Below are 25,312 nucleotides of genomic sequence, written 5' to 3' on the forward strand. Positions count from 1 at the left end.
TCATCGACGCGATGCCGCCCTCATGTTAGCGCTCCTTACATGAGCTGGAAGCGCGACCGCCCCGAACATCCCCGCGGCTACCACCACGGCAACCTCAAGGAGGAGCTGGTGCGGGCAGCGTTGGGACTGATCGGCGAGAAGGGCCCGAATGGCTTCACCTTCGCCGAGGCCGCCCGCGTCGCCGGCGTCAGTCCGGCCGCGCCCTACCGCCATTTCCGCGACCGCGACGAGCTGCTGGCCGATGTCGCGACGCGCGGTTTCCAGGCGTTTCAACTGGCGCTGTCCCGAGCCTGGGACCAGGGCAAGCCCGACCCGGAGGCCGCGTTTCACCGCCTCGGCCGGGCCTATCTCACCTTCGCCCATGACGAGCCCGCCTATTATTCGGCGATGTTCGAGGCCGGCGTGCCGCTGGACGCCAGCCCCGAGCTGCGCGCTGCGGCCGACCACGCCTTCGCCGATCTGCGCCAGGCAGCCGAGGCGCTGATCGCCCGGCTGCCGCAGGGCAATCGCCCGCCAGCCCTGATGATGGCGCTGCACATCTGGGCGATGTCGCATGGCATCGCGGCGCTGTTCGGCCGCGCCGATGGCGGCCGTCGCCCGCTGCCGATGTCGGCGGCCGAACTGCTCGAGGCCGGCATGATGATCTACCTTCAGGGCCTCGGCCTTGCACCGGCAGGCGCCCCTCCCACATCAGACTAAGCAAAAGCCGTCCGGCGCCGGTATTGACAAGCAGCAGCGTCGCGACCAGATATGTAAATGTGATTTACATTCACGCCGATGATAAAGCGGAGGAGAAAAATGCCGATCGTCGCGAAACTTGACGAACATGGACGGGGAGCCTGGATCGCATTCGCGGTGCTCGGCTTCATCCTGTGGTGGCCTTTGGGTCTGGCGACCCTGGCCTTTACTTTTTGGAGTGGACGGATGGGTTGTGGTTTCAGCGGAGACCGATACGAACATCGGATGGGCCGTCTTCAGGCCAAGATGGACCGGATGCGCGAGCGTATGGGCGGCCGTGAAGGCTTCGGTGGCGGGCTCAGTGGCTGGGGCCGTGGCGGTCCCTCCAGCGGCAACCGCGCCTTCGACGAATACCGCTCCGAGACGTTGCGCCGCCTCGAGGACGAGCAGCGCGAGTTCCAGGATTTCCTGGGCCGCCTTCGCATGGCTCGCGACAAGGTCGAGTTCGACCAGTTCATGACGGACCGTCGCAACAATCCCCCAGCGACGCCGCCGACCCAGCCTGACGCGGGCTGATCTCTCCCGCCGAACAATATCGTCGGACGATCGAAAAAGCCTGTCCCGGGAAACCGGGGCGGGTTTTTGTCATGCGGGCCTGCACCGGGCGCCCATCCGTATACCCGGCATTAACCTTGCTGGATGCTTAACTCGATCAGAAGCATGTGTTCTGTAGGAAATCCCGTTTCGGCCGCTCTTTCGCCGGATTCGCGCGTAAAAGACGGGGTACGGCATTCCCCCGGATCGCAGGACGGGCAGCGGCGCGGGATTCCGTGACGCGAGCGGCGGGGCTTGGGTTGGAATTTCGCGCTGAGCCGCGCGGCCTCCGGCCTCACCGCCCCTGGTTTGGAAGGATGACAGGATGAACCCCGCGGATGTCGCGCAAGCCGCGCCGCAGATCGACATGTCGTTCTGGACGTTGTTCTGGCACGCCCACATCGTCGTCAAGCTGGTGATGATGGGGCTGATCGGCGCCTCTGTCTGGTGCTGGTCGATCATCGTCGACAAGGCGCTGCTCTATCGCCGCACCCGCAAGGACATGGATGCGTTCGAGGAGATGTTCTGGTCCGGCCGCTCGCTGGAGGAGCTTTATCGTGATCTCGCCAGCCGGCCGGTCGCGGATATGTCCGCCGTCTTCGTCGCGGCGATGCGGGAATGGAAGCGCTCCTTCGAGAACGGCACGCGCTCCATCGCCAGCCTTTCCCAGCGCATCGACAAGGTGCTGGACGTCACGATCCAGCGTGAGACCGAGCGGCTTGAATCGCGGCTTCTGGTGCTCTCGACCATCGCGTCGGCCGCGCCCTTCATCGGCCTGTTCGGCACGGTCTGGGGCATCATGACCTCGTTCACCGCCATCGCGGTGTCCAAGAATTCTTCGCTCGCCGTCGTTGCGCCCGGCATTGCCGAGGCGCTGTTTGCTACCGCGATCGGCCTCTTCGCCGCAATTCCTGCCCTGGTCGCCTATAACCGCCTGCAGGCCGACGTCGCCAAGGCGCAAGGCCGGCTCGAAGCCTTTGCCGACGAGTTCTCCGCGATCCTGTCGCGGCAGATCGACGAACGCATGGCCGCGTGAGGATCTGACCGATGGGAATGTCCGCAGCCGCAGGCGCAAAAGGTGGAGGCCGTCGGGGCCGGCGTTCGCGCCGCCACAGCGCCATCGCCGAGATCAACATGACGCCGTTCATTGACGTCATGTTGGTCCTGCTGATCATCTTCATGGTCGCCGCGCCGCTGATCGCCACCGGCGTCCCGCTCGACCTGCCGCAGACCGGCGCCAAGCCGATCAATGTCGACCAGAAGCCGGTGACCGTGGCGATCGACGCCAAGGGCCAGATATTTCTGCAAGACGAGCCGACGCTGGAGCCGGACCTCGCCGCTAAGCTTCAGAGCTTGGCCAAGCAGGGCTTCGACGAGCGCATCTATGTCCGCGGCGACAGGCAGGTCGACTACGGCCGCGTCGCCTCCGTGATGTCGACGATCACCGCCGCCGGCTTCAAACGGGTCGCGCTGGTGACGGAGCCGGCCGCTCGCTGAGGGGCTCGAGCATTCTCCAGCGAGGCGAACACCGTTCGCCTGAAAGAGAATGCGTCTAAACAAGGATCGCCAAAGGTAACCGTCGCGTGAAGCTTTCGACCTCCGAACCTGGCATGCTGGTGTCGGCGCTGGGCCATGCCACGGCGCTCGTCGTCGGGCTGCTCGCGTTCTCGTCGCCCGCGCCGCTGCCGGAGCACGAGGAGGCGATCGCCGTCGAGATGGTCGATCCCAGCGCGCTGAACCAGGTCACACGCGGCGAGCGCAACGCCCAGAAGGTCGAGGACAAGCCGACGCCGCGCGCCGAGCGCCAGTCCGAGGTTGTCGAGCGCAAGGAGGCTGGCGAGGCCAAGGTCGACACACCGGCCCCGCCTTCGCGTCCCGTCGAGCTGAAGACCGCCGACGCCAATGCCTCCGCGCCGCTGCCGCCGGCCCGCCCGGTCGAGGAGCCCAAGCCTGAGACCAAACCGCCCGAACCGGCAAAGCAGCCCCCGCAGAAGAGCGAGGCGGCCGCCGCGCGCGAGGCCGAGCAGAAGCGCGAGGAACTCGCCAAGCTCGCCGAGGATGCCGAACTCGCCTCCAAGGCCAAACAGGCCGAGGAGGAGGCCAAGGCTGCCGCCAAGGCGAAGTCGGAAGCCGACGCGCAGCAGGCGAAGGCCAAGGCCGACGCGAAGCTGAAAGCCGACGCGCTCGCCAAGGCCGAAGCCGACAAACTGGCGAAACAGCAGGCCGAGGCCGCCGCGAAAGCAAAGGCCGAAACGGAGAAGCAGGCTAAGCTCGCCGCCGAGGCGAAGGCCAAGCAGGAGGCCGAGGCCAAGGCGAAGAAGGAGGCGCAGATCGCCAAGAACTTCAACGCCACGGATATCGAGCGGCTTCTTCAGTCCAAGGAGAAGGCGCAGTCCTCCGGCTCCTCGGCGCCGCAGGTCAACCGCACTGCCTCGCTCGGCACGCAGACCGGCTCCTCCCAAAAGCTCAGCCCTTCGCTGCGCGCGCAGCTAATCGGGATCATTCAGGATCAGCTTCTGAAGTGCTGGAACGTCCCGATCGCGCTCGCCAATGCCCATGGCGGCGGCAATGTGGTGCCCTCCGTGCGCATGAAGCTCAATACTGACGGCTCGCTCGCCGGCCAGCCCGGCGTGGTCAACAGCTCCGCCGACCCGCTCTTCCGCGTCGCCGCCGATTCAGCGCTGACCGCCACCCGCCGCTGCGCGCCGCTGCGCATTCCGGCTCAATTCGCTTCCTTTTACGACGACTGGCGCGATGTCGTCGTCAATTTTGACGCAAGGGACGTGCTGTGACCGGACGTGCTGTGACCCTCATCGACCGCAACCCCCTCCCCTTCCTCTCGGCAGCGCCCACGCGCCGCGGCCTCCTCGCGATGGCGGGCGCCAGCCTGCTCGTGCCGGCTGCGGCGAAAGCCGAGCTGGTCATCGACCTGAAAGGCGGCACCTTCCAGCCGCTGCCGATCGCGATCGCGGATTTCGCCGGCGAGGGCGGCATCCTCGTCTCCGGCGTGATCTCCAACAATCTCAAGCGCTGTGGCTATTTCCTGCCGGTCGACAAGGCCCGCTTCCCCGAGAAGAGCCCTCCCTTTGACGCCGCGCCGCAGTTCCAGGCCTGGCAGGCGGCGGGCGTGCAGGCGCTCGTCACCGGCCGCGTCTCTCGCGATGCCGGGCGCATCCGCGCCGAGTTCCGCCTCTGGGACGTCGCCACCGGCACCCAGACCGACGGTCAGCAATATTTCACCGACCCGAGCAATTCCCGGCGCGTCGGCCACATCATCTCGGATGCGATCTTCTCGAAGGTCACCGGGCTTGGTGGCTTCTTCGATACGCGTGTCGTCTTCGTCGACGAATCCGGCACCAAGGAAAACCGCCGCAAGCGCCTCGCGATCATGGATCAGGACGGCGCCAATGTTCGCTACCTCACCAATGGCGACGTTTCGGTCGTCACACCGCGCTACTCGCCGGTCGGGCAGGACGTGACCTTCATGACCCAGCGCATGGGCGAGCAGCCGCGCGTGCAGGTGCTGAACATCGAGACCGGCCAGCGCCAGATCGTCGGCAACTTCCCCGACATGACCTCGAGCCCGCGCTTCGCGCCGAACGGCCAGCGCGTCGTGCTGTCGCTCCAGCAGGGCGGCAACGCCAATCTCTACGCCATCGACATCGCCTCTCGCACGACGCAGCGGCTGACCTCGACGGCGGCGATCGACACCTCCCCCTCCTACGCGCCGGACGGTTCGAAGATCGTCTTCGAGAGCGATCGCGGCGGCAGCCAGCAGCTTTATGTGATGGGCGCCGGCGGCGGCGAGGGCCAGCGCATATCCTTCGGACAGGGACGCTATTCGCAGCCGAGCTGGTCGCCGCGCGGCGACCTCATCGCCTTCACACGCCAGAGCCCCAACGGCTTCGGCATCGGCGTGATGCGGGCGGACGGCTCGGGCGAGCGCATCCTGACCGAAGGCTTCCACAACGAAGCGCCGAACTGGGCCCCGAACGGCCAATACATCATGTTCTTCCGCGATCCCGGCGGCGAAACCGGCGGCAAGCTCTACATGGTCGACATCACCGGCCGCGTCGAAGTCCCAGTCCCGACCCCGGCCTACGCCTCCGACCCGACCTGGTCACCCCTGCTGGGCGGACCGGCGCGCTGAGGGCGCGTCAGGTGGATTCAAGACGCGGCTGCTTGTCGGAAACGTTGCCCAGACGCCACAGCCGAGCGCGGGCTGCGCTGATCTCCAGATTTGGTTAACCATACGCCGCAATGCCGCCACTTCGGCTTGTTCTGGCAAGGTCTCGTTTAGGTTGACGCTTCATTGATGGGATGAGTTCAACGCCCTCCCCGCTGCGGCGCCGACAAACCAGATCAGAAGTCCCCAAGAACAGATCGCCCGGAGTTCAGCCATGTTGACGACCCTTTTCAACGGCGGCCGTGCCGTCCGTTTCGCCGCCGCCCTCGTCTGCACGCTGGCGCTCGGCGCCTGCGCCAAGGACCAGAATGCCGACGCCAACGGCGCGGGCTCCGGCTTCGGCGCCGGCGGCGCTGCGACGCCGGGCAGCGCGCAGGACTTCGTCGTCAATGTCGGCGACCGCGTCTTCTTCGAGAGCGACTCCACCGACCTGACCTCGACCGCCACCGCCACGCTCGACAAGCAGGCCGGCTGGCTGCAGCGCTACCCGCGCTATACCTTCACCGTGGAAGGTCACGCCGACGAGCGCGGCACCCGCGAATACAACTATTCGCTCGGCGCCCGCCGCGCCCAGACGGTTCGCGATTATCTGGCTTCGCGCGGCATCCAGGCCAACCGGCTGCGCACCGTCTCCTACGGCAAGGAACGTCCGGTCGCGGTGTGCAACGACATCTCCTGCTGGTCGCAGAACCGCCGCTCGGTCACCGTGCTCGACGGCGCTCCCGGCGTCTGATCACAACGCATGCTGGTATGCAAAGCCTCGGACGGCGACGTCCGGGGCTTTTTCATTAGAGCAGGGGCGAATGTATGCCGGAAGGCATCCGCGCGTCTTTCAGCCCGCGGGCGTCGGGATCAGGCTTTTGGCTATGCCCTCGATGCGTTCGGCCGCCGCCGCTAGCGCCTCGGCTGCGCGGTCCTCGACCTCGGTAAACCGCTGATCGGCCGCCCCGGCATCGCCCCGGATCGCCGCGAGTTCGCCTTCGAGCTTCGCCGCGCGCGTTTTCGCCTCATGCAGATCGTCGGCGACCATCAACGCGGCCATGACGTGCAGGCGCATATCGCCGATCTCGCCGAAGGCCTGGCGCATTTCGCTGATCTTCTCGTCATAGGAGCGCGCGAGCCCTTCGAGATGGGCCTCTTCGCCCTCGCCGCAGGCCATGCGGTAGGCCTTCCCCGCGATCATGACGTTGACTTGCGGCATGGCACTCCCTTCCCTCGGCTCGCCCTTCGGAAAGCCTTACTCCGTCGCCTCGGGCACCGGTTCGTCATCGGCCGGCTGCTGCGACTGCACGCGCTCGATCACCGCGCCGATCACGCCCATCGCCCGCTGCAGCCGCTGATCGACATCCGCCGCCGCCGTCTCGACATGACCGAGCCTTGCCATGGCGCCGTCGAGCTCGGCCGCCAGCCTCGCCCGGTCGTCCTGCATCAGCGCGAGTTCGGTCTCGAGATTGCCGCGGCCGCGCTCTGCCTCGACGCGCCGCCGCGCCGCCGCCTCCAGCTGCCCGAGCGCCCCGTCGAGGCGCGCCAGCGCATTGTCCAGCATCAGGCTCGCCACCATCGCTCTCCTTTTCGGACCGAAGCCGGCTCACACGATTCGCTGCCCGAATTTACAGCACTGCGCTGCGGAAAGGGACTCGCGTCACGGGTTCGGAAAGGCCTCGCAAGGAGTTGTCCCCATCGCTTCTCGCCAGAGAGCGATCGGGACATGCCGAAGAGGCAGGCAAACCGCGCAAAAACGCGGCCGGCGAATTGACTCAGGTCGAGCGGCGGGCCTAATCCACGCGTCCTTTCGAAGTCCTGCGGCCGCCCACGCGCCGGCCGCCCTGCCAAGCCGCCCGCAAGGCCGGCCTGCCGCCCGCCAGACGGAGCCACGAGACGATGACCAAAATCGACCGCGCCCAGCACGACAGGCTCGCCAACGCCATTCGCGGCCTCGCCATGGATGGCGTCGAGAAGGCCGGGTCCGGCCATCCAGGCCTCCCGATGGGCGCCGCCGACATGGCGACCGTGCTGTTCACCCGCGTCATGACCTATGACGCGGCCGATCCGCGCTGGCCCGACCGCGACCGCTTCGTGCTTTCGGCCGGCCACGGCTCGATGCTGCTCTATTCGGTGCTCTACCTCACCGGAAACGGCAATCTTGAGCTGGAAGACCTCGAGAAATTCCGCGCGCTTGATTCCAAAACGCCGGGCCACCCCGAGAACTTCCACACGCTGGGCGTCGAGACGACCACCGGCCCGCTCGGCCAGGGGCTTGCCACCGCCGTCGGTATGGCGATGGCGGAGCGCATGCTTGCGGCCGAATTCGGCAGGAAAATCGTCGATCACCATACCTATGTGCTGGCCTCGGACGGCGACCTGATGGAAGGCATCAGCCAGGAGGCGATCGCGCTCGCCGGCCACCAGAAGCTCAACAAGCTGATCGTGCTCTGGGACAATAACGGCATCTCGATCGACGGCCCGCTGACGATCTCCGATAATGTCGACCAGGTCGCCCGCTTCAAGGCCTGCGGCTGGCGCTCCGAGCATGTCGATGGCCACGATCCCGATGCGATCGAGGCCGCGATCCGCCGCGCCCAGAAATCCAACAAGCCGACGATGATCGCCTGCAAGACGGTCATCGGCTTCGGCGCGCCGAAGAAGCAGGGCACCTCCAAGGCCCATGGCGAGGCACTGGGGCCGGAGGAGCTTGCCGCCGCCAAGAAGGCGCTCGGCATCACCGGCGGCCCGTTCGAGGTGCCGGCCGAGGTCTTGAAGGCCTGGCGCAACGCCGGTAAGGCCGGGGCGTCCGCCCATGCCGACTGGAACGAGCGCTTCGGCGCCTTGTCCGAGCGCAAGCGTGCCGATTTCGAGCGCCGCCTGTCCCATCATGTCCCGGCGAAGCTCGACAAGACCATCCTCGCCCACAAGAAGGCCCTGATCGCCAATCCGCAGAACGTCGCGACCCGCAAGGCCTCCGAGCTGGCACTGGAAGCGATCATTCCGGTTATGCCGGAACTGGTGATGGGCTCGGCCGACCTGACGCCCTCGAACAATACCCGCGTCAAGGAGGCGGAGGACTTCACGCCCAAGACGCCGAAGGGCCGTTACGTCCGCTACGGTATCCGCGAACACGGCATGGCCGCCGCGATGAACGGCATTACGGTGCATGGCGGCTTCCGCGCTGCCGGCGGCACCTTCTTCGTCTTCGCCGACTATGCACGCCCTTCGATGCGGCTCGCGGCCCTGATGGGCCTGCCCGTCATCTACGTCATGACGCATGACTCGATCGGCCTCGGCGAGGATGGCCCGACCCACCAGCCGGTCGAGCAGCTCGCATCCTTCCGCGCCATGCCGAATATGCGCCTCTTCCGCCCGGCCGATGCCATCGAGACGGCCGAAGCCTGGCAGATCGCGTTGGAACGGCTCGACGGGCCGACGATCCTCGCCCTCTCGCGCCAGAACCTCGCCCAGCTTCGCACCGACGCCTCGCAGAACAACAAGCTCGCGACCGGCGCCTATGAGCTGTTCGCGGCCGAAGGCGGCGAGGCGCAGGTCTCGCTCTTCGCCTCGGGCTCCGAGGTCGAGATCGCGGCGAACGCCCGCAAGATGCTGGCGGAGAAGGGCGTGCGCGCCCGCGTCGTCTCCGTGCCATCACTCGAGCTGCTGCTGGCGCAGGACGAGAAAACGCAGGCTGAGATCATCGGCACGGCACCGGTCAAGATTGCGGTCGAGGCCGGCGTGCGCTTCGGCTGGGATGCGGTCATCGGCCATGACGGCGGCTTCGTCGGCATGCACTCCTTCGGCGCCAGCGGCCCCTACAAGGAGGTCTACAAGCATTTCGGCATCACGCCGGAAGCGGTGGTGGACGCCGCGATGCGCAAGCATAACGGCTGACGCTGCCCGTCATTGCGAGCGTCGGCGAAGCAATCCCGGGGCGGCAGCGCTCGACGTAGCCCCGGATCGTCGCTCAAGCTCCTCGCAATGACGGTTTATCTTGCGTTCGGCCACGCTTTGGCCGAATTGCCCGCGTGAATGGCGCGTGAGCGTTGCAGAGCATCGCGCGAAAAAGTGGGCACCGGTTTTTCGCTGGAGCGATGCTCCCAAGGGTTCGAAGGAGAAGGTCGAGATGACGGTCAAGGTGGCGATCAACGGCTTCGGCCGCATCGGGCGCAACGTTCTGCGCGCGATCATCGAGTCGAAGCGCCGGGATATCGAGGTCGTCGCGATCAACGATCTCGGCCCCGTCGAGACCAATGCCCATCTCTTCCGTTTCGACTCCGTCCATGGCCGCTTTCCCGGCACCGTGACTGTTGCCGGCGACACGATCGACGTCGGCCGCGGGCCGATCAAGGTCACCGCCGTGCGCGACCCCAAGGACCTGCCGCACAAGGCGCTGGGCGTCGATATCGCGCTCGAATGCACCGGCATCTTTACCACCAAGGACAAGGCCTCGGCCCATCTGGCCGCCGGCGCCAAGCGCGTGCTGGTCTCGGCCCCCTGCGACGGCGCCGACCTCACCGTGGTCTTCGGCGTCAACAACGGCCAGCTCACGAACGAGCACGTCGTCGTCTCGAACGCGTCCTGCACCACCAACTGCCTCGCGCCGGTCGTGCGCGTGCTCCATGACACTGTGGGCATCGACAAGGGCTTCATGACCACGATCCACGCTTATACCGGCGATCAGCCGACGCTCGACACGATGCACAAGGATCTCTACCGCGGCCGCGCCGCCGCGCTCTCGATGATCCCGACCTCGACCGGCGCCGCCAAGGCGATCGGTCTCGTCATCCCCGAGCTGAAGGGCCGGCTCGACGGCTCCTCGGTGCGCGTCCCGACACCGAACGTCTCGATGGTCGATTTCAAGTTCCTGGCCAAGCGCAAGACCACGGTCGAGAAGGTCAACGAAGCCATCCTGAAGGCAAGCAAGCGCGGGCCCCTGAAGGGCATCCTGGCCGTCACCGACCAGCCCAACGTCTCGATCGACTTCAACCACGACCCGGCCTCCTCGACCTTCGCGCTCGACCAGACCAAGGTCATGGACGAAAAGTTCGTCAGCGTCGTCGCCTGGTACGACAACGAGTGGGGCTTCTCGAACCGCATGAGCGACACCGCCGTCGCCATGGGCGCCCTGCTCTGATCGACCCCTGAAACGAGGCTGCGACGCTCAGGTCGCGGCCTCGACCGCTTTCGAGACCTCACGGAGTGCCCATGGCCAAGATCGAGCCGACCGTCATGCCTGCGGCCACCACCCAACCCACCATTGTGACCCCTCCTCCCGCACCGGCCTCGGCCTCCGCCGCCCCGCTGCCGGCCGAGATCACCTCTCCGGTATCGCAGGCTCACGCGCCGAGCATGGCCGAAGCTGCGATCCGCGCCGAGCATGCGCCCTCCTCCGACCCCCGCAAGCTCGAGCAGCTCTCCCGTATCGAGGAGAAGACTGCCCGCATCGAGGAGAAGTTCGCCCGCTACGAGGCCGTGCTGACCCGCGCGGAAGCCTCGCTCGAGCGCAGCGCCCACAAGGTCGACGCCGCCGCCGGCACGATGGACTTCGCCGCCATTCGCGGTGAGATCGCAGCCCTGCGCAGCCGCATCGACGCGACGCCGCGCGCCGGCACGCTCTTCGTGACCGCGATCGTCACCGCCGTGCTGACCGTCGCGCTGACGGTGCTCGTGCTGCGCTTCGGCGTGCCCGGCCTGTTCGGGAGCCTGCTGGTTCGATGAACGCCTTCCGGACCCTCGACGACGCCGATCTCGCCGGAAAGCGTGTTCTCGTCCGCGTCGATCTCAACGTCCCGATGGACGGCGGCAAGGTCACCGACACCACCCGCATCGACCGCGTGCTGCCGACGATCCGCGAGATCGCGGAAAAGGGCGGTAAGGTCATCCTGCTCGCGCATTTCGGCCGGCCCAAGGGTCGCGACGAGGCCAACAGCCTGCGGCAGATCGTGCCGGCGCTGGCCCACGCGCTCGGCCGCCCCGTGACCTTCGTCGAGGACTGTATCGGCGACGATGTCGCCAAGGCCGTTGCCGCTGCACGCAACGGCGACGTGCTGCTGCTCGAAAATACCCGCTTCCATGCCGGCGACGAAAAGAACGATCCCGAGTTCGTCGAGGCGCTCGCCGCCAATGGCGACCTCTATGTCAACGATGCCTTCTCGGCCGCCCACCGGGCGCACGCATCGACCGAAGGCCTCGCCCATGTCCTGCCGGCCTATGCCGGGCGTACCATGCAGGCGGAGCTGGAAGCGCTGTCGTCCGGCCTCGACAACCCAGCGCGCCCGGTGATGGCCATCGTCGGCGGCGCCAAGGTTTCGACCAAGCTCGAGCTGCTCGGCAACCTCGTGAAGAAGGTCGATATCCTCGTCATCGGCGGCGGCATGGCCAACACCTTCCTCGCGGCGCGCGGGCTCGATGTCGGCAAGTCGCTCTGCGAGCACGATCTGGCAGGCACCGCCCGCGAGATCGAGGAGAAGGCCAAGGCCGCCGGCTGCGAAATCCTGCTGCCGGTCGATGCGCTGGTCGCACGCGAGTTCAAGGCTCATCCCGGCCACCGCGTCGTTCCAGTCGGCGAAGTCGCCTCCGACGAGATGATCATGGACGCCGGCCCGCTCTCGATCGCCGAGGTCGTGCTGCGGCTGAACAAGGTCAAGACGCTGGTCTGGAACGGCCCCTTCGGCGCCTTCGAACTGCCGCCCTTCGATACCGCGACCGTCGCGGTCGCCAAGGCCGCCGCCAAGCGCGTCAAGGCGGGCGAACTGGTCGCGGTCGCCGGTGGCGGCGACACCGTTTCGGCGATGAACCACGCCGGCGTCATCGACGACCTCACCTACATTTCGACGGCGGGCGGCGCCTTCCTCGAATGGATGGAGGGCAAGCCGCTGCCCGGCGTCGAGGCGCTGCGCAAGGCTTGAAGCACCGGCGAAAGACATGGATCAAGGCCGCTCCCGCGACGGGGCGGCCTTCCGCATTTAAGCCTGTCGGCCGCTTTCGCTTTGCGATTCCGGCCCGTCCGCACTACATCCTCCCCATCCAATTGCCTTCAAGGGGAGTGCCACCGTGGCCCGCATCACGCTTCGCCAACTGCTCGACCATGCCGCCGAGAACGACTACGGCGTGCCGGCCTTCAACATCAACAATATGGAGCAGGCGCTGGCGATCATGGCGGCGGCGGACGCGACCGACGCGCCCGTCATCATCCAGGCCTCGCGCGGCGCGCGCTCCTATGCCAACGACATCATGCTGAAGCACATGATGGACGCGGTTACCGAGATCTATCCGCACATCCCGGTGTGCGTGCATCTCGACCACGGCAACGAGCCCGCGACCTGCATGACCGCGATCCAGTCCGGCTTCACCTCGGTGATGATGGACGGCTCGCTCAAGGCGGACGGCAAGACGCCGGGTGACTGGGACTACAATGTCGGCGTGACCAAGACCGTCACCGATATGGCCCATCTCGGCGGCATCTCCGTCGAAGGCGAGCTCGGCGTTTTGGGCTCGCTTGAAAGTGGCGAGGGCGAGAAGGAGGACGGCCACGGCTTCGAGGGCAAGCTCTCCCACGACCAGCTCCTGACCAATCCGGAAGAGGCAGTGAAGTTCGTCGCCGAGACCAAGGTCGATGCGCTCGCCATCGCCATGGGCACCTCGCACGGCGCCTACAAGTTCACCCGCAAGCCCGATGGCGCGATCCTGGCGATGAACATCATCGAGGAAATCCACAAGAAGCTGCCGAACATGCACCTCGTCATGCATGGCTCATCCAGCGTGCCGCAGGACCTCCAGGACATCATCAACCAGTATGGCGGCAAGATGCCCCAGACTTGGGGCGTGCCGGTCGAGGAGATCCAGCGCGGCATCAAGCACGGCGTGCGCAAGATCAACATCGACACCGACAACCGGATGGCGATGACGGGCCAGATCCGCAAGATCTTCGCGGAAAACCCCGGCGAGTTCGATCCCCGCAAATACCTTAAGCCCGCCATGGAGGCGATGACCAAGCTCTGCACGCTGCGCCTGCAGGAGTTCAACACCGCCGGCCAGGCCTCGAAGATCAAGCGCGTCATCACGCTGGCCGAAATGGCCAAGCGCTACGCCAAGGGCGAACTCGACCCGACCTTCGCGGGCAACAAGGCGGCCTGACGTATCATTCTTTTCATACAAGCGCGGGGAACCCCTCTCCTGTAAGGAGAGGGGCAGGGTGAGGTTCGGCCGCTGGACCGGTTTGCGAGTTTTCTAATCGCAGCAGCGGTCGGATAGCAGCTTAAGCGACCAACGGCAGACCCCTCACCCTGCCCCCTCCCTACGGGAGAGGGTTCCCGCGCTTCTCGTCCCGGCGATACCGCCTGTCCCGCCATGTCCATCCTCTTCTCCGCCCTCGTCGCGGTCTTCGTCGGCTTCACCGCCTCGGTCGCCGTCATCCTGTCGGCCGCGCAGGCGATGGGCGCGACCCCGGCGCAGACCGTGTCCTGGGTCGCGGCGCTGGCTATCGGCACCGGCCTGCCCAGCATCTGGCTGTCCTCGCGCTATCGCCAGCCGATGATCTGCGCCTGGTCGACGCCGGGCGCGGCCTTAATCGCGGCCGCCAGCGGCTTCGACCTTGCCGCTGGCGTCGGGGCCTTCCTCCTGGCGGCTCTGCTGATGATGCTGACGGCCGCATTCCGCCCTCTCGGCCGGCTGATCGAGCGCATCCCGATGCCGGTGGCCTCGGCGATGCTGGCAGGCGTGATCTTCCGCTTCGTCGTCGCGGTGTTCGACGAGATGCGCGTCTCGCCCTGGCTGGTGTTGCCGCTGCTGGCGATCTTCCTCGTCGCCCGTCTGATCAGCCCCTTCCTGGGCGTCATCGCGGCGCTCATGGCCGGCATCGCGATCAGCTTCCTGGGCGGGCTGGCCCATTGGCCGGCGGGAGACGTCGCCTGGACCAGCCTCGAAATCGTCACGCCGCGCTGGGATATGGCCGCCATGCTCGGCATCGGCGTCCCGCTTTATCTCGTCACCATGGCGGCCCAGAACCTGCCCGGCTTCGCCGTCTTGCGCGCAGCCGGCTACAACCCACCGACGGCGCCAGTCTTGTTCGCGACCGGCTTCGTGTCGCTCCTGACCGCTCCCTTCGGCGCGCATATGTCGAACCTCGCCGCGATCAGCGCCTCGATCTGCACCGGCCCCGACACCCATCCCAACCCCGGCCAGCGCTGGAAGGCCGGCGTGATCTACGGCGTCTGCTACCTCGTCATCGCGGCCTGCGCCGGCCTGCTGATCGCGCTGCTGCTGGCCCTGCCCAAGGCGCTCATCGTCAGCGTTGCGGGCCTTGGGCTGCTGGGCTCCTTCAGCGGTGCGCTGAGGCAAGCCATGAACTCGGACCGTGAGCGTTTCGCGGCGGCGGTCACCTTCGCCGTCGCGGCGTCGAGCCTGACGCTGTTCGGCGTCGGCTCGGCCTTCTGGAGCCTGATTGCCGGCCTCGCGGTCTTGACATTGGACGCCGTCGCGGGCCGTTTGCGCAGCCGATCATGACCACACAATCCCCCCTCACCCGCCTGATGCTCGTCACCCCGCTTGTCGCGGATGCAGACGCGATGGCGTTTCGCCTGATGCAAGCCATGGCCGGCGGCGATCTCGCCGCGATCCTGCTGCGCCTCGGCCCCGGCGACGACCGCAGCCGGATCGAACGCGTCAAGCGGCTCGTCGGCCCGGTGCAGTCCAATGGTGTCGCCCTCGTCATCGAGGACAACGCCATGGTCGCTGCGCGCGGCGGTGCCGATGGCGTCCATCTGACCGGTGGCCCGGCGGCGATCGCCGAGGCGCGCTCCAGCCTCAAGGGCGAGCGCATCATTGGCGCCGGCGGCTTGCGGGCGCGCCACGACGCCATGGATATCGGCGAGGCCGGCGTCGACTATGTGATGTTCGGAGAGCCCCGCCCCGATGGCAGCCTTCCGCCTCTGGCCGCCGTGGTCGAACGCGCCGGCTGGTGGGCGGAGATCTTCGAAACGCCTTGTGTCGCTTATGCACCGGATGCCGACTCGATCGGAACCCTGGTCGAGACCGGCGCGGAATTCATCGCACTCGGTGAATGGGCCTTCGCCGAAGGGCAGGACCTGCGGGCGCTCGTCGAGGCTGCGAACGCGGCGATCGGCGCTTGCGCGGTTCGGAAAGCCAAGCGATGAGCCGGGTCGGCCGCGCGATCCTCGTCGCGACGCTGCTCTGCGCGGCAGTGCCAGTCCGCGCCGCCGACAAGCCTTTCGAGGATCTGGCCTATGGCGCTTATCAGGCCGGCCATTATCGCCGCGCCCAGACCGAAGCGCTGAAGCGCATCGAGGCGGACAACAAGGACGCCGCGGCGATGACACTGCTGGGCGAGCTTTACCGGCAGGGCCTCGGCGTCGCGCCGGACCAGAAGGCTGCGACCGAATGGTATGAGCGCGCCGATGCGCGCGGCGACATCAACGCCACCTTCGCGCTGGCGACCCAGCTTCTCGACGAGGCCAGCGGCAAGCGCGATCCCGTCCGTGCGGGAAAATTGCTCGAGAAGGCGGCGGCAGCCGGGCACCCGTCCGCGAACTACAATCTCGCCCTCGCCTTGCTGGCGACAGGCAGCCCTGAGGATGACAAGCGCGCCGTCGCCTGCCTCGAGATCGCCGCCAAGGCACAGGTGCCGGACGCGATGTACGCGCTGAGCGTCCTCGCCAAGCAGGGTCGCGGCCTGCCGCAGAGCGAGGAGACGGCGGCTCTCTGGATGAAGCGGGCGGCCGCCGCCGGCCACGTCTCGGCCGAGGTCGAATACGCGATCATGCTGTTCAACGGTGCCGGCGTCGCCAAGGACGAAAAAGCGGCGGCGAAGCTCTTCCAGCGCGCAGCCGCCCAAGGCAACGCGATCGCGCAGAACCGCCTCGCCAAGCTCTATCAGTTCGGCCTCGGCCTGCCGCCCGACATGATCGAGGCCGCGGCCTGGCACCTCGCCGCACGCTCGCAGGGGCTGGGCGATCCGGGCCTCGACGCGCTCTTCGACAAGCTCAACCCCGAGCAGAAGACCCGGGCGACCGGCATGGCCGCCTCCCGTATCAGCAGCTTCGCCTTGACGGCGCCCTGAACGCCGCGCAAACGACGAGGCCAATACGCATCGAACCACAGCCCTCATCCTGAGGAGCCGCGTCAGCGGCCCGCTCCTCAGGATGAGGGCTGAGAGTTTCCGAGGCATCGCTTTTTCTCAGCGCCCCGCCGGCGCGCAAGAGGTTCCAAAATGATCCGCTCGCCCTTGATGACCGTGATGACCGACGCCGTGATGAAGGCGTCCCGCTCGCTGAAGCGCGATTTCGGCGAGGTCGAGAACCTTCAGGTGCTGGCCAAGGGCCCGGGCGACTTCGTCTCGAAGGCTGACCATAAGGCCGAGCAGATCCTGCGGGAATCGCTGGAGAAGGCGCGGCCGGGCTACGGCTTCGTGATGGAGGAGAGTGGCGTTGTCATCGGCACGGACGAGAGCAACCGCTGGCACATCGACCCGCTCGACGGCACCCACAACTTCCTGCGCGGCATCCCGCACTGGAACATCTCGGTCGCGCTCGAGCGCGACAACCAGTTCGTCGCAGGCATCGTCTATGACGGCGCCAAGGACGAGATGTTCATGGCCGAGAAAGGCAAGGGCGCCTACGTCAACAACCGGCGTCTTCGCGTCTCCGGCCGCAACGAGATCACCGAGATGCTGGTCGGCTGCGGCATTCCGCATATCGGCAAGGGCGGCCATGGCCAGTTCCTGCGTGAACTGGCGGCCGTCATGCCGCGCTTCTCCAATGTCCGCCGCATGGGCGCCGCCGCGCTCGACATCGCCTATGTCGCCGCCGGCCGCCTCGACGGCTACTGGGAGCGTGGGCTGAACACTTGGGATTTCGCAGCCGGAAGCGTGCTGATCCGCGAGGCAGGCGGCACCTTCGGCTCGCTCGACGGCAAGTCACTGACCTCCGCGAAGGATATCATCTGCGGCAACGAGCCCTGCGAACAGGCCCTGCGGGCCGCGCTGAAGACCGCTTTGGCATAAGGACAGGCGCGCTTTCGCGCTTGCTTGCAGCGGCTTGGGAGGCGACAGTCCCCCCGCGGCCCGAGGCGAACGGAAGTCGAAGCATGGCGAATGAGGATATCGCGGCCGGTGAGTTCCCGGTCGCTCCACGCGACGACGAGACCCGTTTTTCACGCCCGCTTCGCTATGCCGTCCGCGCGCTGGTCTTCATCGCGCTGATCGGCTTTCTCGGCTTCATCCTGCAGGCAGGCCTGGCCAAGGCCTTCATGACCAATCCGGGGCTGAACGGCCTCATTCTGGGCTCGCTGCTGGTCGGCGTGCTGGTCGCGCTGCGTGAGCTCTGGCGGCTGCACAGCGAGGCGCGCGCCGCCACCCGCCTCGCCGCGGCGCCGCTCTCCGCCGAGATCCGCCGTGGCGACGTCATCGCCCCGCTCAGCACCGTTCTGCCCGCGCTGGACCGGCGCAGCCTGAGCCCCGCGCAAGCAACCTCGATCGTCGAATCGATCGCGGTGAGGCTCGATGACGGGCGCGAGGTGCTGCGCTATCTCGCCGGCCTTCTCGTCTTCCTCGGCCTGCTCGGGACGTTCTGGGGCTTGCTTGATACGGTGGGCTCGGTCGGCAACGTCATCAATTCGCTGCGGACGGGCGCTGAGTCCGGCGTGCTGTTCGACGAGCTGAAGGCGGGCTTGTCGGCGCCGCTTGCCGGTATGGGCTTGTCCTTTTCCTCCTCGCTCTTCGGCATAGCCGGTTCGCTGATCCTCGGCTTTCTCGAATTGCAGGTGGCCCAGGCGCAGCGGCGCTTCCGCAACGAGATCGAAAGCTGGCTCGGCACGCGCTCTTCGCTGGCAGGCGGCACGACCTCGGCCCTGCTGCCCATCGGCGAGCCCTTGGCCGACCGCTTCGAGCAGATGAGCGCCGCGATGGCGGACGGCGCAGCCAACAACCGCGCCGCCACCCAGGCGCTGGCTAACCTCGCGGAGGGCATCCAGGGCCTCGTGCAGCATATGCGCTCCGAGCAGCAGATGATCCGCGACTGGGTCGAGGCTCAGGCCTCACGCGAAAAAGACCTGAAGAGGCTGCTCGACCGCCTCGCCGCCGACCATATCCGGGAGCCCTGATCTCCCGGGCGCCACCAAAAGCTGAGACCGCAGGACACCGACAATGGCCCTCTCCCGCGCCCATCGCCGCGAGGACGTCAATTTCTGGCCCGGCTTCGTCGACGCACTGTCGACGATGCTGATCGGCATCGTCTTCCTGCTCACCGTCTTCGTGCTCGGCCAGTTCTTTCTCTCGCAGGAGCTTACCGGCAAGGACACCGCGCTCGAGCGCATGAACCGGCAGATTTCCGAGCTGACCGATTTGCTGGCGCTGGAGCGCTCGCAGAACCGGCAGGCGCAGGAGAGCCTACAGCTGATGCAGTCGACGCTCGGGAGCGCCCAGAACGAGCGCACACGGCTGCAAGGGCTGCTCGACACGCAGCAGGCCGGCAACGCGCCCGGCCAGCTCACCGAGACGCAAAAGGCGCTCGACGCCGAAAAACAGCTCTCGGCCCGCGCCCAGGCCACCGTCGATCTCGTCAACCAGCAGATCCTCGCCATGCGCCGCCAGCTCGCCGCGCTGGAGGAGGCCCTGTCCGCCTCCGAGGCCAAGGATAAGGATTCGCAGGCCCGCATCTCCGATCTCGGCTCGCGCTTGAACGTCGCCTTGGCCCAGCGCGTACAGGAACTGGCACGCTATCGTTCCGACTTCTTCGGGCGTTTGCGTCAGGTGCTCGGCACGCGGCCCGACATCCGTACGGTCGGCGACCGGTTCGTCTTCCAGTCCGAGCTGTTCTTCGATGCCGGTCAGGCCGTGCTGAAGCCGGAGGGCCAGGCCGAGCTCGACAAGCTCGCCGCAGTCCTGCTCGATCTCGGCCGCGAGATTCCGCCGGATCTCCCCTGGATCCTGCGCGTTGACGGGCACACCGACAACCGGCCGATCAAAACCGCCCAGTTTCCCTCGAACTGGTATCTCTCATCGGCTCGCGCCATCGCGGTGGTCGAATATCTGATCACGCGAGGCCTGCCGAACGACCGCATCGCCGCCACCGGCTTCGGCGAATACCAACCCCTCGACGTCGCCAACACCGACGACGCCCACCGCCGCAACCGCCGGATCGAGTTCAAAATCACCGAGCGGTAAGTCTTCCCGTCATTGCGAGGAGCACAGCGACGAAGCAATCCAGGGGCGGCAGAGCTCTACGTCCACCTGGATTGCTTCGCTTCGCTCGCAATGACGACAGACCGCCAGCCCCTACGCCGCCTCCAGCCCGAACTGCAGCGCTGCCAGCCTTGCATAGAGCCCGCCGCGCGCCTTGAGTTCGGCATGGGTGCCCTGCTCGACGATGCGGCCCTCTTCCATCACCAGAATGCGGTCGGCCGAGAGGATGGTCGCGAGACGATGCGCGACCACCAGGGTCGTGCGCCCTTGCATCAGCCGGTCGAGCGCGTTCTGCACCGCGCGCTCGCTTTCGGAATCGAGCGCGCTCGTCGCCTCATCAAGCAGCAGGATCGGCGCATCCTTCAGGATCGCGCGCGCGATGGCGAGGCGCTGCCGTTGCCCTCCCGACAGGGTGACGCCCCGTTCGCCGACCACCGTGTCGTAACCTTCCGGCAGCGAGCCGATAAAGCCGTCCGCCGCCGCGAGCCGCGTCGCCGCCTCGACCTCCTCCTGGCTGGCCTCGGGCCGGCCATAGGCAATATTGTCGCGCACCGAGACGCCGAACACGGTCGGTTCCTGCGGCACCAGCGCGAAATGCTGCCGCCAGATTTCCGGATCGGCCTCCGGCCCCGCCACGCCGTCGACCAGCACGCGCCCGCCCTGCGGATCGTAGAAGCGCAGCGCCAATTGCAGCACCGTGCTCTTGCCGGCGCCGGACGGACCGACCAGCGCGACGCGCTCGCCTGGACGGATGGCGAAGCTCAGATGGGAGAGCGCCGCGCCGTCCCGCCCCGGATAGGCGAAGGAGACGTCGTCGAAGGTCAGCTCCCCCAGCGAGGGGCGAGGCATCGGGCGCGGGTTCGGCGGCGCGGCGATCGCCGGCTTCGTCGCCAGGATCTCGCCGAGCCTGCCGGATGCGCCGGCCGCCGCGCTGATGTCGCCATAGACCTCGGAGAGCTGGCCGAGCGAACTCGCCGCCAGCACGGCATAGAGGATGAATTGCGAGAGCCGCCCGCCGGTCATCCGGCCGTCGAACACCTCCGTCGCGCCGACCCAGAGCACGCAGACCACGCTCGCCGAAACCAGGAAGATCGCGACGCCCGACAGCAGCGCCCGCGAGGCCGTCGCCCCGCGCGAGGCATCGTAGGCCTCGTCGGAGGCGGCCTCGAAATGCCGCGCCGTCTGCCCGGCCGCCCCAAAGGACTGCATCGTGCGGATCGCGCCCATCGCCTCGGCGGCGAAAGCCGACGCATCGGCGAGACGGTCCTGCGCTTGCCGCGCCCGCCGCCGCACCGACCGCCCCGACAAGACGAGCGGGATGACGATCAGCGGGATGACCCCGATGACGATCGCCGAAAGACGCGGGCTCGTCGCGACCATCATCGCAACCGCGCCCAGCGCCATGATGGCGTTACGCAGCGCAATCGAGGCGGTGGAAGCGAAGGTCGCCTTGATCTGGGTCGTGTCGGCCGTCAGCCGCGAGACGAGATCGCCCGCCTTGCTCGCGTCGAAGAAGGCCGGCTCCAGCCGTGTCAGATGCCGGAAGACATCGGCGCGCAGCGAGGCGACGATGCGCTCGCCGACCGTCATCACCAGATAGAATCGCGCCGAACTCGCCAGCGCCAGAACGAGAACGACGCCGATCAGCAGCATGAAATAGCTGTTGGCGAGCTGGCGTTCCCCGCCGGCAAAACCGACATCGATCACCCGCCGCACCGCCGTCGGCAGCGCCAACGTCGCAAGCGAGGCGATGACCAGCGCGACGAGGGCGGAGATGATGCGCCCCTTTTGCGCCCGCGCATAAGGCCAGAACGTCGTCAGCGAGCGCAGATCGGCCCTCGGTTTCCTGTCATTGCCTTCGGTTTCGGCCACTTTTGGCCTCCTGAGCGTCGCGCGCGAGTGCGCATCTTGGAATGAGAATATGTCGCCAGCGGTCAAACCCGATCCCGCTGCGCTTGGCAAATGGCGCGTCGCCGCAGCGGGTCAAGACGCAAGCCGACCTTGCGCTGGCCTTGCGTCTGGGATATGTGCACGCGACTTCACGACAGGCTCATCCGAATTCTTTCGACGGGCCCGGCGGGCTCGCCTGCCAGTCGACACGCCCGTTTTTATAAGTTTCGAGGACTTCGCCATGGCCAAGACCGGCATCCACCCTGAATACCATTCCATCAAGGTCGTGATGACCGATGGCACCGAGTACATGACGCGTTCGACCTACGGCAAGGAAGGCGACACGCTGAACCTCGACATCGACCCCAAGACCCACCCGGCCTGGACCGGCGGCACCCAGCACATGCTGGACCGTGGCGGCCGCGTCTCGCGCTTCAACTCGCGCTTCGGCGGCCTGGACACGGTCACCAAGCGGTGAGGCCTGGCGCTTCGGCGCCGCTCACGAACGGATAATAAAAAACCCGGCCTCGCGGCCGGGTTTTTTATTGAGGCATGATGCGGCGCCTGCGAAGCGTCATTCTCGGGCGTAGCGTAGCGAAGACCCGAGAATCGCAGGCGGCAGCAGGCGCCAAAGTTTCTTTCGGCCTGAGATGCTCGGGTCGAGCCCGAGCATGACGCGCTCCCCAAGACGACCGGTTATAAATTCATGCCCAACCGCGCCTTCAAACCCGCGAGCTGGTCCTGCACTGGATTGACGCGCGGCGCGACCGGTGCGGTCCCCGACATCTGCTCTTCCAGCCGGCGGATGCGGATCTGGAGGCGCAGCGAATGCGCCATCAGGTCGCGCAAGCTCTGGGGCAATTGCGCGAAGATCTCGGCGGCGGGAGCGGAAATCGGATCGGCGATCTTGACCTTGTTATGCTCGGCGCGGGCCTGTTCGGCCGTCATCTCGCCTTCCGCAACCGCGCGCTGGACGAGAAGCCAGGAGGCGATCTGCATCAGCCGCGTGGTCAGTCGCATGCTTTCGGTGGCGTAGGTCAGCGCCACATCGCGCGGCAGGGCAGCCGATTCCTTGCGTCCGTCGCCATCGAGATAGGCCGCCGTCTGCTCGACGAGACCCATCCCCTCGCGGAACAGCGTCATGAAGGCATCGGAGCGCACGAAGCCGCGCGCGAAAGATATGGCACCCTCGGCGCCATCGTGCAGGGCCTGCGGCTCGAGAAACTGGACGTCGTTCATGCGGTGTCTCCCATCGACACGATCGCGTGCGTCTTTGGGACGCTCCGTCGATCATGCCACCGACATCGCAAGGATAACGCCGTCCAGCGGCGAGGGCTTTGTCAATAAGTGATTAACCTTAATGGAGGGGGAGACGGCCCGATCCCACCTGCCGGATGTCGCCCAGGCAAAAAAAAAGAGCCGCCCGAAGGCGGCCCGTGAAAGTCAAAAACAGGGAGGCGTCAAACAGAGATGGCAGGAGCCACCGAATCCAGCGAAACTGGATGATGAGATTCATACTTTGGAATCTTTAATGCCGTCTTAACGCGGGGCTTTTGGAGCGCGTCTTCTAGGTCGCTTTCCGAAAAAAGGCATCGGCGGCCTGCCGCGAGGCACCTTTCGCCGCGCCGGCCTCGCGCAATCGCTCGACCTCCGCCTGCAACACCGCAATCCGCGCCTCGATCTCTTCGAGCGAGAGGGCCGAGAGATCCTGCCCGATCTCGTGGGCGAGCTTCTTCCTGGGACGGTCATCCTCGGGAAATAGCGACATGATGACCTCACCTCTGACCCAATGCGAAGGCACAGGCTAAACAGCATGGACGCCGGGCGCCAATCTTGCGCCGCAACAATCCCAACCGGAGCATCGCATGAGTTCGCTGCCACAGACCATGACCGCCATCGGCATCGCGGCGCCGGGCGGCCCTGACGTGCTCCAGCCGGAGACACGGCCTGTGCCGCAGCCCGGCCCCGGACAGATCCTCGTCGCCGTCGCCGCGGCCGGCATCAACCGGCCCGACGTCCTGCAACGCCAGGGCGGCTACAATCCCCCGCCGGGCGCCTCCGACATCCCCGGCCTGGAGATCGCCGGCACGGTGGTGGCCTTGGGCGAAGGCGTGCAGCTTCATGCGGTGGGCGACCTCGTCTGTGCGCTCGTGGCCGGTGGCGGCTATGCCGAATATGCGGTCGTGCACGAGAGCCATGCCCTGCCGGTGCCACATGGGCTGTCGCTCGTGGAAGCCGGCGCCGTGCCGGAGACCTTCTTCACCGTCTGGACCAACGTCTTCCAGCGCGGGCGACTTGGCTCCGGCGAGAGCTTCCTGGTGCATGGCGGCTCGTCCGGCATCGGCACCACGGCGATCCAGCTCGCCAAGGCCTTCGGCGCGACCGTGCTGGCGACAGCCGGCTCGCCCGAGAAATGCGAAGCCTGCCGCGGGCTCGGCGCCGACCATGCGATCAACTATCGCGACGAGGATTTCGTCGCGGCGGTGAAGGCCGCAACCGGCGGCAAGGGCGTCGACCTGATCCTCGACATGGTCGGCGGCGACTACATTGAGCGCAACTACGAAGCCGCCGCCGATCAGGGGCGCATCGTCCAGATCGCATTCCTCAACGGCCCGAAGGCGACGGTGAACTTCAGCCGGCTGATGCTGAAGCGCCTGACCCATACCGGCTCGACGCTGCGCCCCCGCACCGTGGCGGAAAAGGCCGCCATCGCTGCCGAGGTGTACGAGAAGGTCTGGCCGCTGCTGGAGGCCGGGCGCTGCAAGCCGCTGATCAACGCAACCTTCCCGCTGACGCAGGCAGCGGAGGCCCACCGCTTGATGGAGTCCAGCACCCATATCGGCAAGATCGTGCTGAGCGTGTGACCTGACGGATTCCATGGACAGTCCGTCCGCCCTCGCCTATAACGCGCGCCATCCTGCTCATCGTCGATGATTTGGATGGCCGGCCGAGGAGGCCGGTCGGCGCATGAGAGCTATTGTCCGCGACCTCGAGCCTTGACGAGCCCGCTAACGGGCGCGAAGGCCTTTCAGGAGACGCCCGTGTCACAACCCCCGCTGATGCCGAAGGCCACTGCGGTCTGGCTCGTCGAGAACACCTCGCTGACGTTCGAGCAGATCGCCGAGTTCTGCAAGCTGCATCCGCTGGAGGTGCGCGGCATCGCCGATGGTGAAGTCGCGGCCGGCATCAAGGGCTTCGACCCCATCACCGCCGGTCAGCTCACCCGCGAGGAGCTCGAGCGCGCCGCCGGCAACCCGAACCACCAGCTGCGCCTCGCCGAGCGCAAGGTGAAGGTGCCGGAAATGAAAAAGGCCAAGGGCCCGCGCTACACCCCGGTGTCGAAGCGCCAGGACCGGCCGAACGCCATTCTCTGGCTGCTGCGCAACCACCCCGAGCTCAAGGACGCGCAGCTTATCCGCCTGATCGGCACCACCAAATCGACCATCGCCCAGATTCGCGACCGGACGCACTGGAACGCCCAGCAGCTCAACCCGATCGACCCGGTCAGCCTCGGCCTGTGCTCGCAGATCGATCTCGATTTCGAGGTTGGCCGCGCCGCCAAGGACCGCCCGGCCCCCGTCGTCGAGGTCGGCTCGACCCTGCTGCCTGCCGAGGAGACCACGGCACCGACGCCGTCCCGCAGCGACACCCAGCCCTTCGCCGATATGAGCCGGCCGAAGCGCGAGGAAGAGGCCGCGATCGACGTCAACTCCGTCTTCGCCAAGTTGAAGCAGATCAAGCGCCCGGCCGAAGAAGAAGACGAAGGCTGAGGTTCTCAC

26 protein-coding genes are annotated in these 25,312 nt (G+C 66.9%); 21 read left to right on the forward strand and 5 right to left on the reverse strand.

What is annotated here, in order from left to right; all coding sequences use genetic code 11:
- Positions 1-39 precede the first annotated feature (39 nt).
- The 7 genes from AC1DR6_RS14940 to pal all read left to right on the forward strand — a co-directional run bounded on the left by AC1DR6_RS14940 (position 40) and on the right by pal (position 6,191).
- Positions 40-699 (forward strand): TetR/AcrR family transcriptional regulator, encoded by a 660-nt coding sequence (locus tag AC1DR6_RS14940; RefSeq protein ID WP_476830035.1) that lies wholly within the window; start codon positions 40-42, stop codon positions 697-699.
- Between the two features lie 99 nt (positions 700-798).
- Positions 799-1,254, forward strand: a complete 456-nt coding sequence (locus AC1DR6_RS14945; protein ID WP_476830036.1) for a DUF2852 domain-containing protein — start codon at positions 799-801, stop codon at positions 1,252-1,254.
- 343 nt (positions 1,255-1,597) lie between these two features.
- Positions 1,598-2,308, forward strand: coding sequence for a protein TolQ (tolQ, locus tag AC1DR6_RS14950; protein ID WP_476830037.1), 711 nt, complete (start codon positions 1,598-1,600; stop codon positions 2,306-2,308).
- Between the two features lie 11 nt (positions 2,309-2,319).
- A complete protein-coding gene (gene tolR / locus AC1DR6_RS14955; RefSeq protein WP_476830038.1) occupies positions 2,320-2,769 on the forward strand; it encodes a protein TolR in 450 nt (149 codons plus the stop codon).
- 86 nt (positions 2,770-2,855) lie between these two features.
- A complete protein-coding gene (gene tolA / locus AC1DR6_RS14960) occupies positions 2,856-4,064 on the forward strand; it encodes a cell envelope integrity protein TolA (protein ID WP_476830039.1) in 1,209 nt (402 codons plus the stop codon).
- An 80-nt stretch (positions 4,065-4,144) separates the two neighbouring features.
- Positions 4,145-5,422 (forward strand): Tol-Pal system beta propeller repeat protein TolB, encoded by a 1,278-nt coding sequence (gene tolB, locus AC1DR6_RS14965; RefSeq protein WP_476830221.1) that lies wholly within the window; start codon positions 4,145-4,147, stop codon positions 5,420-5,422.
- A 250-nt stretch (positions 5,423-5,672) separates the two neighbouring features.
- Positions 5,673-6,191 (forward strand): peptidoglycan-associated lipoprotein Pal, encoded by a 519-nt coding sequence (pal, locus tag AC1DR6_RS14970; RefSeq protein ID WP_476830040.1) that lies wholly within the window; start codon positions 5,673-5,675, stop codon positions 6,189-6,191.
- Positions 6,192-6,290: 99 nt separating this feature from the next.
- On the opposite strand, the gene AC1DR6_RS14975 is transcribed toward pal, so the two are convergent.
- Both AC1DR6_RS14975 and AC1DR6_RS14980 read right to left on the reverse strand, forming a co-directional pair.
- On the reverse strand, positions 6,291-6,659 hold the full coding sequence (locus AC1DR6_RS14975; RefSeq protein ID WP_476830041.1) for a cell division protein ZapA: 369 nt from the start codon (positions 6,657-6,659) through the stop codon (positions 6,291-6,293).
- 36 nt (positions 6,660-6,695) lie between these two features.
- Positions 6,696-7,016, reverse strand: coding sequence for a DUF4164 domain-containing protein (locus AC1DR6_RS14980; protein ID WP_476830042.1), 321 nt, complete (start codon positions 7,014-7,016; stop codon positions 6,696-6,698).
- Positions 7,017-7,339: 323 nt separating this feature from the next.
- Here AC1DR6_RS14980 and tkt point away from each other — a divergent pair, with 323 nt between their 5' ends.
- The 11 genes from tkt (at position 7,340) to AC1DR6_RS15035 (ending at position 19,625) form a co-directional block, all read left to right on the forward strand.
- Positions 7,340-9,337, forward strand: coding sequence for a transketolase (gene tkt / locus AC1DR6_RS14985; RefSeq protein ID WP_476830043.1), 1,998 nt, complete (start codon positions 7,340-7,342; stop codon positions 9,335-9,337).
- Positions 9,338-9,569: 232 nt separating this feature from the next.
- Positions 9,570-10,580, forward strand: a complete 1,011-nt coding sequence (gene gap / locus AC1DR6_RS14990) for a type I glyceraldehyde-3-phosphate dehydrogenase (protein ID WP_476830044.1) — start codon at positions 9,570-9,572, stop codon at positions 10,578-10,580.
- Between the two features lie 71 nt (positions 10,581-10,651).
- On the forward strand, positions 10,652-11,164 hold the full coding sequence (locus tag AC1DR6_RS14995; RefSeq protein ID WP_476830045.1) for a hypothetical protein: 513 nt from the start codon (positions 10,652-10,654) through the stop codon (positions 11,162-11,164).
- A complete protein-coding gene (locus tag AC1DR6_RS15000; protein WP_476830046.1) occupies positions 11,161-12,354 on the forward strand; it encodes a phosphoglycerate kinase in 1,194 nt (397 codons plus the stop codon). Before AC1DR6_RS14995 ends, AC1DR6_RS15000 begins: the two co-directional genes overlap by 4 nt.
- A 145-nt stretch (positions 12,355-12,499) precedes the next feature.
- Entirely contained in the window at positions 12,500-13,582 is a 1,083-nt protein-coding gene (gene fba, locus AC1DR6_RS15005; RefSeq protein WP_476830047.1) for a class II fructose-bisphosphate aldolase, read from the forward strand.
- A 213-nt stretch (positions 13,583-13,795) separates the two neighbouring features.
- Positions 13,796-14,950, forward strand: coding sequence for a benzoate/H(+) symporter BenE family transporter (locus tag AC1DR6_RS15010; RefSeq protein WP_476830048.1), 1,155 nt, complete (start codon positions 13,796-13,798; stop codon positions 14,948-14,950).
- Positions 14,947-15,600, forward strand: a complete 654-nt coding sequence (locus AC1DR6_RS15015) for a thiamine phosphate synthase (protein ID WP_476830049.1) — start codon at positions 14,947-14,949, stop codon at positions 15,598-15,600. Before AC1DR6_RS15010 ends, AC1DR6_RS15015 begins: the two co-directional genes overlap by 4 nt.
- The gene (locus AC1DR6_RS15020) at positions 15,597-16,523 is read left to right on the forward strand and encodes a tetratricopeptide repeat protein (RefSeq protein WP_476830050.1); all 927 of its coding nucleotides are present in this window, start codon (positions 15,597-15,599) and stop codon (positions 16,521-16,523) included. The genes AC1DR6_RS15015 and AC1DR6_RS15020 overlap by 4 nt, the downstream gene beginning before the upstream one ends.
- 150 nt (positions 16,524-16,673) lie before the next feature.
- Positions 16,674-17,465, forward strand: coding sequence for an inositol monophosphatase family protein (locus tag AC1DR6_RS15025; protein ID WP_476830051.1), 792 nt, complete (start codon positions 16,674-16,676; stop codon positions 17,463-17,465).
- Positions 17,466-17,548: 83 nt separating this feature from the next.
- A complete protein-coding gene (locus AC1DR6_RS15030; protein ID WP_476830052.1) occupies positions 17,549-18,562 on the forward strand; it encodes a flagellar motor protein MotA in 1,014 nt (337 codons plus the stop codon).
- A gap of 43 nt (positions 18,563-18,605) precedes the next feature.
- A complete protein-coding gene (locus tag AC1DR6_RS15035) occupies positions 18,606-19,625 on the forward strand; it encodes a peptidoglycan -binding protein (protein ID WP_476830053.1) in 1,020 nt (339 codons plus the stop codon).
- 111 nt (positions 19,626-19,736) lie between these two features.
- On the opposite strand, the gene AC1DR6_RS15040 is transcribed toward AC1DR6_RS15035, so the two are convergent.
- A complete protein-coding gene (locus tag AC1DR6_RS15040) occupies positions 19,737-21,515 on the reverse strand; it encodes an ABC transporter transmembrane domain-containing protein (protein WP_476830054.1) in 1,779 nt (592 codons plus the stop codon).
- A 259-nt stretch (positions 21,516-21,774) separates the two neighbouring features.
- On the opposite strand from AC1DR6_RS15040, the gene rpmE reads away from it, so the two are divergent.
- Positions 21,775-22,011, forward strand: a complete 237-nt coding sequence (rpmE, locus tag AC1DR6_RS15045; protein WP_476830055.1) for a 50S ribosomal protein L31 — start codon at positions 21,775-21,777, stop codon at positions 22,009-22,011.
- 218 nt (positions 22,012-22,229) lie between these two features.
- Here the strand turns inward: rpmE and rcdA are convergent, their stop codons facing one another.
- Both rcdA and AC1DR6_RS15055 read right to left on the reverse strand, forming a co-directional pair.
- A complete protein-coding gene (gene rcdA, locus AC1DR6_RS15050; protein ID WP_476830056.1) occupies positions 22,230-22,772 on the reverse strand; it encodes a protease adaptor protein RcdA in 543 nt (180 codons plus the stop codon).
- A 328-nt stretch (positions 22,773-23,100) separates the two neighbouring features.
- Positions 23,101-23,301, reverse strand: a complete 201-nt coding sequence (locus AC1DR6_RS15055) for a DUF1192 domain-containing protein (protein ID WP_476830057.1) — start codon at positions 23,299-23,301, stop codon at positions 23,101-23,103.
- A 97-nt stretch (positions 23,302-23,398) separates the two neighbouring features.
- Here AC1DR6_RS15055 and AC1DR6_RS15060 point away from each other — a divergent pair, with 97 nt between their 5' ends.
- Together AC1DR6_RS15060 and AC1DR6_RS15065 are read left to right on the forward strand one after the other, a co-directional pair.
- A complete protein-coding gene (locus AC1DR6_RS15060; RefSeq protein ID WP_476830058.1) occupies positions 23,399-24,397 on the forward strand; it encodes an NAD(P)H-quinone oxidoreductase in 999 nt (332 codons plus the stop codon).
- Positions 24,398-24,574: 177 nt separating this feature from the next.
- Entirely contained in the window at positions 24,575-25,303 is a 729-nt protein-coding gene (locus tag AC1DR6_RS15065) for a DUF1013 domain-containing protein (protein ID WP_476830059.1), read from the forward strand.
- The last annotated feature ends 9 nt before the right edge of the window (positions 25,304-25,312 follow it).

This window comes from Allobosea sp. P5_A5 (genome assembly GCF_056400625.1).

Excerpts from the sequence above, each read along its gene's own strand:
- AC1DR6_RS14975 (WP_476830041.1), bottom strand. The coding sequence starts at position 6,659 with ATGCCGCAAGTCAACGTCATGATCGCGGGGAAGGCCTACCGCATGGCC.
- tolQ (WP_476830037.1), top strand. The coding sequence starts at position 1,598 with ATGAACCCCGCGGATGTCGCGCAAGCCGCGCCGCAGATCGACATGTCG.
- AC1DR6_RS15000 (WP_476830046.1), top strand. The coding sequence starts at position 11,161 with ATGAACGCCTTCCGGACCCTCGACGACGCCGATCTCGCCGGAAAGCGT.
- AC1DR6_RS14940 (WP_476830035.1), top strand. The coding sequence starts at position 40 with ATGAGCTGGAAGCGCGACCGCCCCGAACATCCCCGCGGCTACCACCAC.
- AC1DR6_RS15025 (WP_476830051.1), top strand. The coding sequence starts at position 16,674 with ATGATCCGCTCGCCCTTGATGACCGTGATGACCGACGCCGTGATGAAG.
- tolR (WP_476830038.1), top strand. The coding sequence starts at position 2,320 with ATGGGAATGTCCGCAGCCGCAGGCGCAAAAGGTGGAGGCCGTCGGGGC.
- AC1DR6_RS14995 (WP_476830045.1), top strand. The coding sequence starts at position 10,652 with ATGGCCAAGATCGAGCCGACCGTCATGCCTGCGGCCACCACCCAACCC.
- AC1DR6_RS15020 (WP_476830050.1), top strand. The coding sequence starts at position 15,597 with ATGAGCCGGGTCGGCCGCGCGATCCTCGTCGCGACGCTGCTCTGCGCG.
- AC1DR6_RS14945 (WP_476830036.1), top strand. The coding sequence starts at position 799 with ATGCCGATCGTCGCGAAACTTGACGAACATGGACGGGGAGCCTGGATC.
- pal (WP_476830040.1), top strand. The coding sequence starts at position 5,673 with ATGTTGACGACCCTTTTCAACGGCGGCCGTGCCGTCCGTTTCGCCGCC.
- gap (WP_476830044.1), top strand. The coding sequence starts at position 9,570 with ATGACGGTCAAGGTGGCGATCAACGGCTTCGGCCGCATCGGGCGCAAC.
- tolB (WP_476830221.1), top strand. The coding sequence starts at position 4,145 with ATGGCGGGCGCCAGCCTGCTCGTGCCGGCTGCGGCGAAAGCCGAGCTG.
- AC1DR6_RS15055 (WP_476830057.1), bottom strand. The coding sequence starts at position 23,301 with ATGTCGCTATTTCCCGAGGATGACCGTCCCAGGAAGAAGCTCGCCCAC.
- AC1DR6_RS15035 (WP_476830053.1), top strand. The coding sequence starts at position 18,606 with ATGGCCCTCTCCCGCGCCCATCGCCGCGAGGACGTCAATTTCTGGCCC.
- AC1DR6_RS15010 (WP_476830048.1), top strand. The coding sequence starts at position 13,796 with ATGTCCATCCTCTTCTCCGCCCTCGTCGCGGTCTTCGTCGGCTTCACC.
- AC1DR6_RS15060 (WP_476830058.1), top strand. The coding sequence starts at position 23,399 with ATGAGTTCGCTGCCACAGACCATGACCGCCATCGGCATCGCGGCGCCG.
- rcdA (WP_476830056.1), bottom strand. The coding sequence starts at position 22,772 with ATGAACGACGTCCAGTTTCTCGAGCCGCAGGCCCTGCACGATGGCGCC.
- rpmE (WP_476830055.1), top strand. The coding sequence starts at position 21,775 with ATGGCCAAGACCGGCATCCACCCTGAATACCATTCCATCAAGGTCGTG.
- tkt (WP_476830043.1), top strand. The coding sequence starts at position 7,340 with ATGACCAAAATCGACCGCGCCCAGCACGACAGGCTCGCCAACGCCATT.
- AC1DR6_RS15030 (WP_476830052.1), top strand. The coding sequence starts at position 17,549 with ATGGCGAATGAGGATATCGCGGCCGGTGAGTTCCCGGTCGCTCCACGC.
- AC1DR6_RS15015 (WP_476830049.1), top strand. The coding sequence starts at position 14,947 with ATGACCACACAATCCCCCCTCACCCGCCTGATGCTCGTCACCCCGCTT.